Source organism: Streptomyces qaidamensis, from assembly GCF_001611795.1.
Lineage (GTDB): Bacteria > Actinomycetota > Actinomycetes > Streptomycetales > Streptomycetaceae > Streptomyces > Streptomyces qaidamensis.
Genome location: NZ_CP015098.1, coordinates 825,914 through 839,806, shown reverse-complemented (window position 1 = coordinate 839,806; position 13,893 = coordinate 825,914). Strand labels below are relative to the sequence as shown.

Genomic DNA, 13,893 nt, shown 5'->3' with positions numbered 1-13,893 from the left:
ACGACATGACACTGACCATCGGAGCGCTGAGGGCCGAACCGGGCCGCAAGACCCGGGGCACGATCCCCGTGGACCTCGGCATCACGACCGTCGAGATCCCCCTGGTCCTCGTCAACGGCTCCCGTCCCGGCCCCCGGGTCGTCATCACCGGCGGTGTCCACGGCGGCGAGTTCGTCGGCGTCGACGCGGCCACCCGGCTCGGCGGAATCCTGGACCCGGACGACGTGGGCGGCCAGGTGGTGATCTGCCCGGTGGCCAACCCGCCGGCGGTGTACGACGGCCGCCTGGGCAAGTCCCCGCTGGACGACGTCAACATCAACCGCGTCTTCCCCGGCGACCGGGAAGGAGGCCCCACCGAGCGCCTGGCCGCCTGGCTCTTCGAGAACGTCATCGCCGGCGCCGACGCCTACGCGGACCTGCACAGCGGCGGCATCGACGAGACCCTGCTCGACTTCGTGGGCTACCGGCTGACCTCCGACGCGGAACTCGACGCCAGGACACGGGCGCTGGCCCACTCCGTCGGCTACGAGCGGGTCCTGTTCGGCCGCAACGCCGAGGGGGGCAACAGCCACGCCGCGGCCGCCCGGCTGGGCATCCCGGCCATCCTCGTCGAGACCGGCCGGCTCGGCGAACGCCACCCCGAGCAGACCCGGACCCTGCTCGACGGCCTGTACCGCATGCTGCACCACCTCGGGGTCGTCGCAGAGCCGCAGCACACCGCACCCGTGGCCGTGCCCCCACGCGACTGGGTCTGGACCGGCTCGGTGGTCTCCCCGGCCACCGGCCTCTGGTACCCGGACGCCGTCACCGGCGACGAGGTGAGCGAGGGCCAGACCATCGGCCGCGTCATCGACCCGGCCGACGGCAGCGAACACAAGGTCACCTCCCCGGCCACCGGCCGGATCCTCTACGGCATGAACGGTCTCACCGTCGCCCCCGGTGCGGAACTCGCCGCCATCGCCCAGCCCAGCGACTGACCGGCCTCCTCCCGACCAACCTTCCGATCCCCCCCCCTCACCCCCCGCTCATCCGGCCCTCCACGCGCCAGTTCAGGAGATTTGTCATGAGTGATCCAGCAATCGGCCGCAGAGCGCTCCTGCGCGGAGCAGGCGGCATCGCCGCTCTCGCCGCCCTGCCCTCCCTCGCCGCCTGCGGCACCGGCACCAGCCGCGCCTCGTCCGGCGGCGGCAAGGCCGGCGGCAAGTCGGTGGTCGTCCGCGACAGCGGCGGTACCTACGGCGAAGCCCTCCAGAAGGCGGTCTACACGCCGTTCACCCGGGAGACCGGCATCGGCGTCCAGGTCGTCAACCTCCAGGGCACCCAGATGCTGGCCCAGATCAAGCAGGGCCGGCCCCAGTTCGACCTCATCAACAACTCGATGATGGACCACCTCAAGTTCGTGGCCCAGGACGCCCTGGAGGAGCTGGACACCGAACGGATCAAGAGCCTGAAGAGCGCCAGGATCCCCGACAACCAGATCACCGGCCACGCCGTCGGCAACAGCTTCTACGGCCAGTGCATGGCCTACCGCACCGACGCCTTCGACGGCCGCAAGCCGCAGTCGTGGGCGGACTTCTGGGACACCAAGGGGTTCAAGGGCAGCCGCTCGATGTGCAACCCGGACGCCGACCTGCCCGAGCTGGAGTTCGCGCTGCTGGCCGACGGCGTCCCGATGGACAAGCTGTACCCGCTCGACCTGGACCGCGCCTTCAAGGTACTGACCCGGCTCCGCTCCGACATCAAGAAGTTCTGGGACAGCGGCCCGCTCCCCGGTGTGCTCCTCAGCCGCCAGGAGGTGACCATGTCCACCGTCTGGGACGGCCGGATCGCCGACCTGCAGAAGCAGGGCGTCCCGGTCGCGCGGCAGCTCAACGGCATGCGCCGTCAGTTCCAGGGCTACGGCATCGCCAAGGGCGCCGCCCACGTGGACGCCGCCTACCGGCTCATGGACTACGCGCTGCAGCCCGAGGTCCAGGCCCGCCTGGCGAAGACCTTCCCGTCGAACCCGTCCTCCCCGGTGGCCTACCAGAAGCTCACCAAGGAGGAGCGCAACGCTCTCGCCGGTGCGCCGCAGTACTACGACAAGGGCTTCGACGCGGACATCAACTGGTGGATCAAGAACGAAGCGACCGTCACCAAGCGCTGGTTGGAGTGGGCTCGTGGCTGAATTCGGTGTAGTCGCGCCATCCGTCGAGGTGGCCGGTGGCAAGCTGCCCACCGCGACCGGCAAACCGCTGTCGGTGGTGGCCCTGCGCAAGACGTACGGGGACGTCGTCGCCGTCGACGAGGCGTCCATGGAGATCGCCGCCGGGGAGTTCGTCACCTTCCTCGGCGCCTCCGGGTCGGGCAAGACCACGACCCTCATGATGATCGCCGGGTTCTGCGAACCCGACTCCGGCACCATCACCGTCGGGGACCGCGACGTCACCCGGCTCGCTCCGCAGAAGCGCAACCTCGGCTTCGTGTTCCAGCAGTACCTGCTCTTCCCGCACATGACGGTCAGCGAGAACGTCGCTTTCCCGCTCACTCTGCGCGGTGTGCCGAAGGACGAGATCCGCCGGCGGGTGGGGGAGACCCTGGAGATCGCCGGCCTGTCCGGCTTCGGCGGCCGCCGCCCCCGCGAGCTGTCCGGCGGACAGCAGCAGCGCGTCGCCCTGTGCCGCGCACTGGTCTACCGGCCGCCGGTGATCCTCATGGACGAGCCGCTCGGCGCCCTGGACAAGAAGCTGCGCGACCAGCTCCAGATCGAGATCAAGGCCATCCAGCAGGAACTCGGCCTGACCGTCATCTATGTGACGCACGATCAGGAGGAGGCGCTGGTCCTGTCGGACCGGATCGCGGTGATGCGCAACGGCCTGATCGAGCAGTTCGACACGCCGCGCGAGTTGTTCGAGCGGCCGAGGACCCCGTTCGTCGCGGACTTCCTCGGTGCGGCGAACTTCCTGCCCGGCCGCGTGCTGCAGAGCACCGATGAGCACACCGTGGTCCGCCTCGACCAGTCCGGCGGCCTGCTGAAGGCACGACGCCACGCATTGGCCTCCGGCACCCCGGTCAAGGCCGCCGTCCAGCCGGGCCGGCTGCGCGCCTGCGCCCCGGACGACGGTTTCTGTACCGGCACGGTCGAGACCGCCACGTACGTCGGCACCCTGGTCCGCGCCGGCGTACGCATCGACGGCGGTGACGCGCCGCTGATCCGCCTCGAAGTACCGGCCGGCCGCGGGCCCGTCGCAGGCGAGCGGATCGGTCTCACCGTCGACCCCGAGGACGTCAACCTCTTCCCCGTCGAACAGGGCGGGTGAGCCATGGCCGCCACACTGACCGCCAACGCCCCCGCCCGTCCGCGCAAGCTGCTGGCCTCCCGCAGAACAAGGGCCGGCATCCTCTACGCGCTGCCGGTCGTCGTCTATCTGCTGGTGCTGTTCGTCTACCCGATCCTCAGCACGCTCTTCCTCAGCCTGAAGAACACCGACGGCTCCCTGACCCTGCAGTGGTACGTCGACGCGCTGACGGGCGTCAACCTCTCCGTGCTGTTCACGACGCTGCGGATCTCCGCGGAGACGGCGCTGTTCAGCCTCGTCTTCGGGTTCATCCTGGCCAACGCGATCTCGCGGCTGAAACCCTTGTGGGCGGGCGTGGCGATGCTGATCGTGGTCGTCCCGCACTTCATCAGCGCTCTCGTGCGCACCTATGGCTGGATCATCCTGCTCGGTGACAAGGGCCTGGTGAACGAGGCCATGGCCAAACTGTGGGTCCCCGGGGCGCCGTTCCAGCTGCTCTACAACGAGATCGGCGTGGTCATCGGCACCACCTCCGTGATGCTCCCCTACACGGTGCTGCTGCTGTACGGAGTGATGCGCGGCGTGGACCGCCGCCTGCTGGCCGCCGCGGCCAGCATGGGCGCCGGGCGTGTGACGATCTTCCGCCGGGTCTACCTGCCGCTGGTCGCTCCCGGCCTGGCCAGTGCCGGACTGCTCAGCTTCATCCTCTCGCTGGGCTACTACATCACCCCGGCCCTGATGGGCGGCCCGCAGCAGACGATGATCGCCTCCCTCATCAACCAGCAAGTGATGAAGCAGAACCAGTGGAACGGCGCGGCTGCCGAGGGCGTGATCCTGCTGCTGCTCACCTTCGCCGGGTTGCTGCTGGTCAAGCTCATCACCTCCCTCGGCGCGAGCCGGAAGAAGAGGAGCGCGTCATGATGGAGCTGCGCAGAACCGTCACCGGGCGGATCACCCTGACCGCGGTCGCCACCGTCATCCTGCTGTTCCTGGCGCTGCCGATCGTCGTCATCATCGTCACCTCCTTCAGCAGCAACGCGTTCGCCGCGTTCCCGCCCAAAGCGTGGACGTTCACCTGGTACACGTCGTTGTTCGCCGACGGCAGCAAGTGGCCGGCGGCGCTGTCGCTGAGCGCCCTGGTCGCCGCCTTGAGCACCGTGTTCTCGCTGGTCATCGGCGTGACCGCGGCGACCGCGCTGACCCGCAGCGAACTGCCGCTGCGCTCCGCGGTCTACGCCCTGGTCCTCGGACCGCTGCTCATCCCGCAGATCGTCACCGCCCTGGGCCTGTTCCTGCTGTTCGAGCCGGCCTCGATGCTGGGCAGCCCGCTCGCGATCGCCCTGGGGCACACCGTGCTGGCCTCGCCGATCGCGGTGCTCATCCTGGTGGCGACCCTGCGCGGCATCGACGAACGGCTGGAGGACGCCGCCGCCAGTATGGGTGCCGGCCGACTGACCATCGCCCGGCGGATCACCTTCCCCCTGGCCGCCCCCGGCATGATCGCCGCGGCGATCTTCTCCTTCATCACCAGCTTCGACGAGTTCTACATCTCCCAGTTCCTGTCCTCGGTCGACACCGTCACCCTGCCGGTGCAGATCTACAACTCCCTGACCTTCGACATCGACCCGAGCGTCACCGCGATCAGCGCGATCCTCATCGCCTTCGCGATCCTCGCCCTCGCCCTGGTGGCCCTGGTGCGCTGGCTCGGCTCCGGACGGCAGGAGCCCCTGCTGTCGGTCGAGAACACGGCAGGGATCGCCGCCCCCGGAGGTGAGGCCGTATGACCGCCACCGCTCAGCGGCACCTGCTGCTGAACATGACCGCCAACGGATCGCTCGCCAAGCCCGGCAAGGACCTCTTCGTCGTGCGCCACGGCGAGGGCCCCTACGTCGACGACACGGCCGGCAACCGCTTCATCGACGGCTTGTCCGGGCTGTACTGCTGCCAGATCGGCTACTCCTACGCCGACGAGATCGCCGAAGCGGCCCAGAAGCAACTGCGCGAACTGTGCTACAGCCCGTTGTGGTCGGATTCCGCGCACCCCACCGGCCTGGCTCTCGCCGAGCGGCTGGCCGCCCTGGCCCCCGACGGCATCGAGCACGTCTTCTTCAGCGGCGGCGGCGCCGAAGCCGTGGAGACCGCCTGGAAGATCGCCCGCAGGTACCACACCCTGCGCGGTGAGGCGGGCCGCATCAAGGCCATCGCCCGGCGCGGCGCCTACCACGGACTGACCCTGGGGGCGCTGTCCTTCACCGACGACCCCGGCCTCACCGAGCCGTACGGGCCGCCCGCAGTGGAGACCCACTTCGTCGCCAACACCAACCGCAGCGACCTGGAACAGCCCCTCGACGACGCGGCCTTCACCGCGTACCTGCTCGCCGACGTGGAGGCCACGGTCCTCGCCGCGGGACCGGAGAGCGTCGCCATGCTCATCGCCGAGCCGGTGCAGAACCGGGGCGGCTGCATCACCCCGCCGGAGGGCTACTGGCAGGGCCTGCGGGCGCTGGCCGACCGCTACGGTTTCCTGCTGGTCGCCGACGAGGTCATCACCGCTTTCGGCCGGCTGGGGGAGTGGTTCGGCGGCGAGTGCTACGGCGCCCGCCCGGACATCGTCACCGTCGCCAAGGGCATCACCGCCGGCTACGCCCCCATGGGCGCGACCCTGGTCGCGGACCACGTCGCCGAGGTGATCAACCGACCTGGCGAGGTCCTCAACCACGGCTACACCTTCAGCGGTCACCCGCTGAGCGCGGCCATCGCCCTGCGCAGCCTGGACATCATGCAGCGGGACCGGATCCTGGAGAACGTCCGCGGCCATCAGGGCCACCTCGCCCGGCGCATGACCTCATTGGGTGAGCTGCCGATCGTCGGCGACGTCCGGGGGGCCGGATTCTTCTACGCCCTCGAACTCGTCGGCGACCTCGACGGCGGCGGCTTCAGCGACACCGCCCGCACCGCGCTCGTCGCCGACCTGATCCCGCGTCGGCTGCGCGAGGCCGGGCTGCTCGCCCGCGTGTACAACCGCGCCGCCCCACTGGTCCAGATAGCACCCCCGCTGATCAGCGACCGCGCGCTGCTGGACCGTATCGCCGACATCATCGCGGACACCCTCGACGAGGCCTCCGCCCGACTGTGACCCATGTTCTGGAAAGGAATGACATGTACTCCATCGGCCCCCTGACCGTCGCCCCCGGCGAGCGCGCCCAGGGTCTGATCCCGGTCGGCACCAGCAGCTACGGCGTGGAGCTCGGCATACCGCTCATCGTCGTCAACGGCACCGAGGACGGCCCCGTCCTGTGCGTGGACGCCGGTGTGCACGGCGATGAATACGACGGGCAGGAGGCCATCCGCCGCGTCCTCGCCGCGATCGCCCCGGCCGCCCTGCGCGGCACCCTCGTCGGCATTCCGTGCATGAACACCCCGGCCTTCGAGGCGGCGGCCCGCACCAGCGGCCTCGACTACCTGAACCTCAACCGCATCTTCCCCGGCGACGCGGACGGCTCGTACTCCCTGCGCCTGGCCGCCACCTTCGTCGAGCAGGTCGTCCCGGCCATCGACGCCCTGGTCGACCTGCACACCGGCGGCACCTTCGGCGAGATAGCCCCGCTCGTCATCCTCCAGGGCGGCTACGAGGAACTCGCGACGGACCTCGCCCTCGCCGCCGGACACGAACTCGTCTGGAAGGGCGGCAAGTGGGGCGGCACGGTCCGCCACCCCACCCTCGCGGCCGGCAAGCCCGCCATCACCATCGAGGCGGGCGGCGGTACCTACCGCGAGCAGAACGTCGCTCTGCACGTGCACTCGATCCGCAACGTCATGCGCCAACTGGGCATGATCGACGGTGACGCGGAGCTGCGCGACACCTACACGACCGTGTCGGGCACCTTCGCCCGGTCCGCCGCGGGCGGCTTCTTCCTCGGCCACGCCGAACCGGGCGACAACTGCAAGGAAGGCGACCTGATCGCCCAGATCGTCGACCACTACGGCAACACCCTGGAAGAGGTCCGCGCCCCACAGGACGGCATCGTGCTCTGGGTCCGGCGGATCCGCACCGTCCGTCCCGGCGACGAGGTCGTCATCTTCGGCGAGGTGCAGGGAGAGATCCAGCCATGAGCGGCGACCTCCCGCTGACCGAGTTGCTGCTGATCGACGGCAAACCGGTCCCCGCCGCCGACGGCCGCAGCTTCACGGTCCTCGACCCGTCCGACGGGACGGCTCTCGCCGAGGTCTCGCTCGCCGGTCAGGCGGACGTGGACCGGGCGGTGGCGGCGGCACGGGCGGCCTTCACGGCACCCGAGTGGGCCCGGATGCGCCCCGCCGACCGGGGCAGGCTGCTCCACCGCATCGCGGAGGGGATCCGGCGCGAGGGCGACTGGCTGGCGCGCCTGGAGTGCCAGGACGTCGGCAAGCCTCTTCGCCAGGCCAGGGCCGATGTCGAGTCCGCCGCCCGCTACTTCGAGTTCTACGCGGGCATCACCGACAAGCTCGGCGGCTCCACGGTCCCCCTCGGCCCCGGCCTGATGGACTTCACCCTCCGGGAGCCCATCGGGGTCTCCGGCCAGATCATCCCCTTCAACTATCCGCTGCAGAACACCGCACGAGGATCCGCACCCGCGCTGGCCGCGGGCTGCACGGTGGTGCTCAAGCCCTCCCCGGAGGCGCCGCTCACCCCGCTGGAGGTCGCCCGGATCGCGCTGGAGTGCGGGCTGCCACCGGGCGTGCTGAACGTCGTCCCCGGCGGCGCGGAGACCGGCGCGGCCCTCGCCGGGCATCCCGGCATCGACCAGGTCACCTTCACCGGCTCGGTACCGACCGGCATCAAGGTCGCCCAGGCCGCAGCCGCCAATGTGGTGCCCTCCGTCACGGAGCTGGGTGGCAAGTCGCCGTTCGTCGTCTTCGCCGACGCCGACTTCGACCTGGCGGTCAGCGCGGTCCTCGGCTGGTCGTTCAGCAACGCCGGCCAGATGTGCTCGGCCGGTACCCGGCTGCTGCTCCAGCGCGGCGCCGAGGAGTTCCTGGACCGGCTGGTCGACAGAATCGCGGCCCTGCGGGTCGGCCCGGGCCTCACGGACCCGGACGTCGGCCCACTGGTCGCCGCCCGCCAGCGCGACCGGGTCCTGGACTACCTCGAACTGGCCCGGCAGGAAGGCGCGGTGGCCAAGGCCGGCGGCGGTGCCCCGTCCGCTCCCGAACTCGCCGACGGCTTCTACATCGAGCCGACCGTCCTCACCGGCCTCACCAACCAGGCCCGGTGCGCCCGAGAGGAGATCTTCGGCCCCGTCGTCACCGTCATCGACTTCGACGACGCCGACGAGGCCCTGGAGATTGCCAACGACAGCCCGTACGGCCTGTCCTCCTACGTCTGGACCCGTGACATCGACAAGGCGATGCGCCTGGCCGAGGGCATCCGGGCCGGGCAGGTCTACGTGAACGTCACCAGCGCCGGCACCGGCATCGAGCTGCCCTTCGGCGGCTACAAACACAGCGGCTGGGGCCGGGAGAAGGGCCTGGAGGCGCTGGCGAGCTACACGCAGACCAAGAACGTCTGCATCGGATTCGGAGACCGCTCATGAGGTATCGCACGCTGGGCGAACGCGGCCCGGTCGTCTCCGTGGTCGGCGTCGGCGGCAACAACTTCGGCTCCCGCCTCGACGAGGACGGCACGAAGGCCGTCGTCCACGCCGCCCTCGACGCCGGGATCACCCTGTTCGACACGGCCGACATGTACGGCGGGTTCGGTGAGAGCGGTGGGTCCCGGGGTGACGGTGAACGCCTCCTCGGCGCCGCCCTCAAGGGCCGCCGGGACGACGTCGTCCTCGCCACCAAGTTCGGCATGGAGATGGGCCCTGAGGCCGACCTGTACGGCCGGCGGGGCGCCCGTCCCTACATCCGGTACGCCGTCGAGTCCTCCCTGCGCCGGCTCGGCACCGACCGGATCGACCTGTACCAGTACCACGAGCCCGACGGTCTCACCCCGCTGGAGGAGACGGTCGCCGCGCTGGATGAACTCGTGGCCGAGGGCAAGATCCGGTACATCGGCTGCTCCAACCTCCCGCCCGCGCAGCTCACCGACGCCTTCGTCTCCACCCAGGCCCGCTACCACCTGCTCGACCGCAGTGTGGAGAACGACCTGATCCCCGCCTGCCTGCGTCACGGCCTGGGCCTGCTGCCGTACTACCCGCTGGCCAACGGCCTGCTCAGCGGTAAGTACCGGCGGGGCGAGGAGCCCCCGCCCGGCAGCCGGCTGTCCTGGCGGCAGGGCTGGCTCACCGACGCCGCCCTCGACAAGGCCGAGGCGCTCACCGCCTACGGCGCCGAGCGCGGCCTGACCCTTCTCCAGATCGCCGTGGGCGGGCTGGCCGCGCTCCCCGCGGTCGGCTCGGTCATCTGCGGTGCCATGACCCCCGCCCAGGTCACCGCCAACGCGGCGGCGGCCGACTGGCTCCCCGACGCGGCCGACCTGGCCGCTCTGGACGCGATCGTCACCCCCGGCGAACGAGTCGTCTGAACCCCTTGTGACAACCGGAAATCGAGGCTGAACACCATGCGAGAGATCGTTACTTTCGACGCCTACGGCACCCTGGTCGACTTCCAGCTCGGCCCCACCACCCTGAAGCTCCTTGCCGACTCCGGCCGGCTGGACCTGGACAACCTGGACGTCGACGAGTTCCTCGACGACTTCCGCGTCATGCGCTTCCAGGCCGTCCTGGAGGCCTACCGCCCCTACCACGAGATCCTGCACTCCAGCCTGCGCAACGCCATGCGCCTGCACGGCCTGGAGTACCGCACGGCCGACGGCGACGCCCTCGTGGAAGCCGTCCCCACCTTCGGCCCCTTCCCGGAGGTCCCGGAGGCCCTGCGTCAGCTGAAGACCAAGTACGAGATCGCCATCATCTCCAACACCGACGACAACCTGATCGCACGCAACGTCGAGAACATCGGCGTCGAGTTCGACCACGTCATCACCGCCCAGCAGGCCGGCGCCTACAAGCCCGACCGGCAGACCTTCGAGCACGCGTTCAAGGCCATGGGTGTGGAGCCCTCGCAGGTCATCCACACGGCTCAGGGCTGGGAGTACGACCACATCCCGACCCGCGACCTCGGCTTGAAGCGCCGTGTGTGGATCAACCGCTTCGGCCGCCCCGGCAGCGCCGACTACCAGCCGTACGACGAGCTGCCCGACCTGACGGGCCTGCCGAAGCTGCTCGGCTGCTGACCCGCGGCGGCACAGAGACACAGGACAGAGAACACAGAGGACGCACGCCATGAAGCAGATCCCCTACTGGCTGGACACCGCTCCCGCCCTGCCCGACCGTTCCGGAAAGGACCTGCCCGACGAGGCGGACGTGGTGGTCATCGGCGGCGGCCTCACCGGCCTGTCCACCGCCTACCACGCCGCCCGCAAGGGAGCCCGGGTCGTCCTCGTCGAGAAGGACAAGGTCGGCTCGGGCGCCTCCGGGCGCAACGGCAGTATGTGCACCCAGGGCCTCACCATCGGTGTCGGCGAGGCCCGCAAGCGCTACGGCCAGACGCGCGCCCGCGAGCTGTACGACTCCTTCCGCGAGGCCGTCGACGTGGTCGAGGAGCTCACGTTGTCGGAGAGAATCGACTGCGACTTCAACCGTTCCGGCCGCCTCGGAGTGGCCTTCAAGCCGCAGCACTTCGAGTCGATGCGGGCCACCCAGCGCGACCTCGCCGAGAACTTCGGCCACGACACGCAGCTGCTGACCAGAAGCGAGCTCAAGTCCGAACTGGGCTCGGACTACTACCACGGTGCCCTGCTCGACCCGCTGAGCGCCGCCCTGCACGTCGGCAAGTACGTGCACGGCCTCGCCGAGGCCGCCGAACGGGCCGGTGCGGAGATCCACGAGCGCAACGCGGCCACCGGTCTCACCCGCCTGCCGGGCGGCGGTTTCGTGGTCGAGACCCTGAACGGCACCATCCGAGCCAAGCAGGTGATGGCCGCGACCGACGCCTACACCGACAGGTCGCTGCCGTGGTTCCGCAAGCGGCTCATCAACGTCGGCAGCTTCATCATCGTCACCGAGCCGCTCGGCGAGGAGCGTGCCAAGGCGCTGATCCCGAACGGCCGTCTGGTGGTCGACTCCAAGAACATCGGCCACTACATCCGTCTCACGCCGGACAACCGCCTCGCCTTCGGCGGCCGGGCCCGGTTCGCCCCCTCCGACCCGGCCTCGGACGTCAAGAGCGGCGACATCCTGAAGCGGGAGATGACCGAGATCTTCCCGCAGCTCGCCGGGGTGCGGATCGACTACGTGTGGGGCGGCATGGTCGGCTTCTCCTGGGACCGCCTCCCGCACGCGGGTGAGTCGGACGGCCTGTACTACTCCATGGGTTACTGCGGCCACGGCGTCCAGATGGCCACATACATGGGCCGCGCGGTCGCCGAGATGATGGACGGCCGCCCCGAGGCCAACCCGCTGCGCGGCCTCGGCTTCCCGAAGGTCCCTGTCCCCTTCTACAACGGCACCGCGTGGTTCCTGCCGTTCGGCGGCGCCTATTACAAGGCAAAGGACAGGCTGCGCTGATCCTCGGCCCCGGCCAGCGAATGAAGATATGAACCAGTCTTCATGTGTTCCTGTATGGTGGGAGGCGCCGACGCGCCTCCGCCAGAAGGACCCCTGATGACCTCCACCCTCACGCCGCAGCCGGTCGAACGGACGAAGCCCGAGCGCCCCGGGGCGGTGGCCCGGCGGCGTACCCGCGTCCTCGCGCTCCCCGAGGCACGCTGGGCCGCCGCGGCCACCGCCCTCTTCCTGCTCGCCCTGCCCTTGCAGCTGACCGGCGCCCCGGCCTGGACCTGGGGACCGCTGTACGCCCTGTCGTACGTCACCGGTGGCTGGGAGCCGGGGTGGGAAGGGCTCAAGGCACTGAAGGAGCGCACCCTCGACGTCGACCTGCTGATGGTCGTCGCCGCCCTGGGCGCCGCCTCCATCGGGCAGGTCATGGACGGCGCCCTGCTCATCGTCATCTTCGCCACCTCGGGTGCGCTGGAGGCCCTGGCCACGGCCCGCACAGCGGACTCCGTCCGCGGTCTGCTCGACCTGGCCCCCGCCACGGCCACCCGGCTGGGCGCCGACGGCAGTGAACAGGCCGTGTCCGTCGAGGAGCTGGCGGTCGGCGACACCGTCCTGGTACGCCCCGGCGAGCGTGTCGGAGCCGACGGCCGGGTGCTGGACGGGGCGAGCGAGGTCGATCAGGCGACCATCACCGGCGAGCCGCTGCCCGTGCCGAAGGAGCGGGGCGACGAGGTCTTCGCGGGCACCCTCAACGGCACCGGCGCCCTCCGGATCCGGGTGGAGCGCGACGCCTCCGACTCGGTGATCGCCCGGATCGTGCGCATGGTGCAGGAGGCGTCCGAGACCAAGGCGCCCACGCAGCTGTTCATCGAGAAGGTCGAACAGCGCTACTCGCTGGGCATGGTGGCCGCGACCCTGGCCGTCTTCCTGGTCCCGCTCGCCTTCGGTGAACAGCTCACCGACGCACTGCTGCGCGCCATGACGTTCATGATCGTCGCCTCCCCGTGCGCGGTCGTGCTGGCCACCATGCCGCCGCTGCTGTCGGCCATCGCCAACGCCGGACGGCACGGCGTGCTCGTGAAGTCGGCCGTGGTGATGGAGCGGCTCGGTCAGGTGGACGCGGTCGCGCTGGACAAGACCGGCACGCTCACCGAGGGCAGCCCCCGCGTCACCGACGTGCGGCCGCTGCCCGGATCCGGCCTGGAGGAGGACGAGCTGCTGACGCTGGCGGCCGCCGCCGAGCGGCCCAGTGAACATCCGCTGGCCGGGGCGGTGGTGGAGGCGGCCCGCGAGCGCGGCCTCGGCCTGCCCGACGCAGCTGACTTCACCTCTGCGCCCGGTGTGGGAGTCACCGCCGTCGTCGGCGGCCGCACGGTCGCCGTGGGCGCACCGGCCCGGCTGCTGGACGACCCCCCCGGCACCGCGGCGGAACTGGAGGAGTCCGGCCGTACCGCCGTCCTGGTCGTCGTCGACGGCACCCCCGCGGGACTGCTCGGCATCGCCGACCGGCTGCGCCCGGACGCCGCCGCCACGGTCGCCTCCCTCGCCACGCTCACCGGCACCGCCCCGGTGCTCCTGACCGGCGACAACCCCAGGGCCGCCGCGCACCTCGCCGCAGAGGCCGGCATCGACGACGTGCGCGCCGGGCTGCTGCCGCAGGACAAACTGGCCGCAGTGCAGGAGATGGAGCGCGCAGGCCGCAAGGTGCTGGTCGTCGGGGACGGCGTCAACGACGCACCCGCCCTGGCCGCCGCGCACGCCGGGATCGCCATGGGCCGGGCCGGCTCCGACCTGGCCCTGGAGACCGCGGACGCCGTCGTCGTGCGCGACGAACTCGCCGCGGTCCCCGCCACCGTCGCCCTGTCCCGCCGCGCCCGCAGGCTGGTCGTGCAGAACCTCGTCATCGCGGGGGTGTTCATCGCCGGACTCGTCGTCTGGGACCTGGCCGGTGACCTGCCGCTGCCGCTGGGCGTCGCGGGCCACGAGGGTTCCACGGTCCTGGTCGGCCTGAACGGGCTGCGGCTGCTGAGGGAAGGGGCCTGGCAGCGGGCCGCCGGGGGCAACGGCTGACGAAC

At 70.7% G+C, this 13,893-nt stretch carries 12 protein-coding genes; all 12 read left to right on the top strand.

Going from position 1 to position 13,893, the window contains the following annotated elements; translation table 11 throughout:
* Positions 1 to 5: 5 nt before the first annotated feature.
* The 12 genes from A4E84_RS03745 to A4E84_RS03690 all read left to right on the top strand — a co-directional run bounded on the left by A4E84_RS03745 (position 6) and on the right by A4E84_RS03690 (position 13,888).
* Positions 6 to 977 (top strand): succinylglutamate desuccinylase/aspartoacylase family protein, encoded by a 972-nt coding sequence (locus tag A4E84_RS03745; RefSeq protein WP_062925168.1) that lies wholly within the window; start codon positions 6 to 8, stop codon positions 975 to 977.
* A gap of 86 nt (positions 978 to 1,063) precedes the next feature.
* Positions 1,064 to 2,167 carry an ABC transporter substrate-binding protein gene (locus A4E84_RS03740; RefSeq protein WP_062925167.1) on the top strand — a complete coding sequence of 368 codons (1,104 nt, stop codon included), beginning with the start codon at positions 1,064 to 1,066 and terminating at the stop codon, positions 2,165 to 2,167.
* Positions 2,160 to 3,299: an ABC transporter ATP-binding protein gene (locus tag A4E84_RS03735; protein ID WP_062925166.1), complete on the top strand. Its 1,140-nt coding sequence runs from the start codon at positions 2,160 to 2,162 to the stop codon at positions 3,297 to 3,299. The genes A4E84_RS03740 and A4E84_RS03735 overlap by 8 nt, the downstream gene beginning before the upstream one ends.
* 3 nt (positions 3,300 to 3,302) lie before the next feature.
* Complete coding sequence (locus A4E84_RS03730; RefSeq protein ID WP_062925165.1) at positions 3,303 to 4,199, top strand: ABC transporter permease; 897 nt, start codon at positions 3,303 to 3,305, stop codon at positions 4,197 to 4,199.
* Positions 4,196 to 5,062, top strand: coding sequence for an ABC transporter permease (locus tag A4E84_RS03725; RefSeq protein WP_062925164.1), 867 nt, complete (start codon positions 4,196 to 4,198; stop codon positions 5,060 to 5,062). The genes A4E84_RS03730 and A4E84_RS03725 overlap by 4 nt, the downstream gene beginning before the upstream one ends.
* Positions 5,059 to 6,414, top strand: coding sequence for an aminotransferase class III-fold pyridoxal phosphate-dependent enzyme (locus A4E84_RS03720; RefSeq protein WP_062925163.1), 1,356 nt, complete (start codon positions 5,059 to 5,061; stop codon positions 6,412 to 6,414). Before A4E84_RS03725 ends, A4E84_RS03720 begins: the two co-directional genes overlap by 4 nt.
* Positions 6,415 to 6,437: 23 nt before the next feature.
* Positions 6,438 to 7,391 carry a succinylglutamate desuccinylase/aspartoacylase family protein gene (locus A4E84_RS03715; RefSeq protein ID WP_062925162.1) on the top strand — a complete coding sequence of 318 codons (954 nt, stop codon included), beginning with the start codon at positions 6,438 to 6,440 and terminating at the stop codon, positions 7,389 to 7,391.
* Positions 7,388 to 8,851: an aldehyde dehydrogenase family protein gene (locus A4E84_RS03710; RefSeq protein WP_062925161.1), complete on the top strand. Its 1,464-nt coding sequence runs from the start codon at positions 7,388 to 7,390 to the stop codon at positions 8,849 to 8,851. Before A4E84_RS03715 ends, A4E84_RS03710 begins: the two co-directional genes overlap by 4 nt.
* Complete coding sequence (locus tag A4E84_RS03705; RefSeq protein WP_062925160.1) at positions 8,848 to 9,786, top strand: aldo/keto reductase; 939 nt, start codon at positions 8,848 to 8,850, stop codon at positions 9,784 to 9,786. The genes A4E84_RS03710 and A4E84_RS03705 overlap by 4 nt, the downstream gene beginning before the upstream one ends.
* 36 nt (positions 9,787 to 9,822) lie before the next feature.
* A complete protein-coding gene (locus A4E84_RS03700) occupies positions 9,823 to 10,494 on the top strand; it encodes a haloacid dehalogenase type II (RefSeq protein ID WP_062925159.1) in 672 nt (223 codons plus the stop codon).
* 49 nt (positions 10,495 to 10,543) lie between these two features.
* A complete protein-coding gene (locus tag A4E84_RS03695) occupies positions 10,544 to 11,827 on the top strand; it encodes an NAD(P)/FAD-dependent oxidoreductase (protein ID WP_062925158.1) in 1,284 nt (427 codons plus the stop codon).
* Positions 11,828 to 11,923: 96 nt separating this feature from the next.
* On the top strand, positions 11,924 to 13,888 hold the full coding sequence (locus tag A4E84_RS03690; RefSeq protein ID WP_062925157.1) for a heavy metal translocating P-type ATPase: 1,965 nt from the start codon (positions 11,924 to 11,926) through the stop codon (positions 13,886 to 13,888).
* Positions 13,889 to 13,893 lie beyond the last annotated feature (5 nt).

Coding starts and splice junctions, on each gene's coding strand:
- A4E84_RS03745 (WP_062925168.1), top strand. CDS start 6: ATGACACTGACCATCGGAGCGCTGAGGGCCGAACCGGGCCGCAAGACC.
- A4E84_RS03740 (WP_062925167.1), top strand. CDS start 1,064: ATGAGTGATCCAGCAATCGGCCGCAGAGCGCTCCTGCGCGGAGCAGGC.
- A4E84_RS03730 (WP_062925165.1), top strand. CDS start 3,303: ATGGCCGCCACACTGACCGCCAACGCCCCCGCCCGTCCGCGCAAGCTG.
- A4E84_RS03725 (WP_062925164.1), top strand. CDS start 4,196: ATGATGGAGCTGCGCAGAACCGTCACCGGGCGGATCACCCTGACCGCG.
- A4E84_RS03720 (WP_062925163.1), top strand. CDS start 5,059: ATGACCGCCACCGCTCAGCGGCACCTGCTGCTGAACATGACCGCCAAC.
- A4E84_RS03715 (WP_062925162.1), top strand. CDS start 6,438: ATGTACTCCATCGGCCCCCTGACCGTCGCCCCCGGCGAGCGCGCCCAG.
- A4E84_RS03710 (WP_062925161.1), top strand. CDS start 7,388: ATGAGCGGCGACCTCCCGCTGACCGAGTTGCTGCTGATCGACGGCAAA.
- A4E84_RS03705 (WP_062925160.1), top strand. CDS start 8,848: ATGAGGTATCGCACGCTGGGCGAACGCGGCCCGGTCGTCTCCGTGGTC.
- A4E84_RS03700 (WP_062925159.1), top strand. CDS start 9,823: ATGCGAGAGATCGTTACTTTCGACGCCTACGGCACCCTGGTCGACTTC.
- A4E84_RS03695 (WP_062925158.1), top strand. CDS start 10,544: ATGAAGCAGATCCCCTACTGGCTGGACACCGCTCCCGCCCTGCCCGAC.
- A4E84_RS03690 (WP_062925157.1), top strand. CDS start 11,924: ATGACCTCCACCCTCACGCCGCAGCCGGTCGAACGGACGAAGCCCGAG.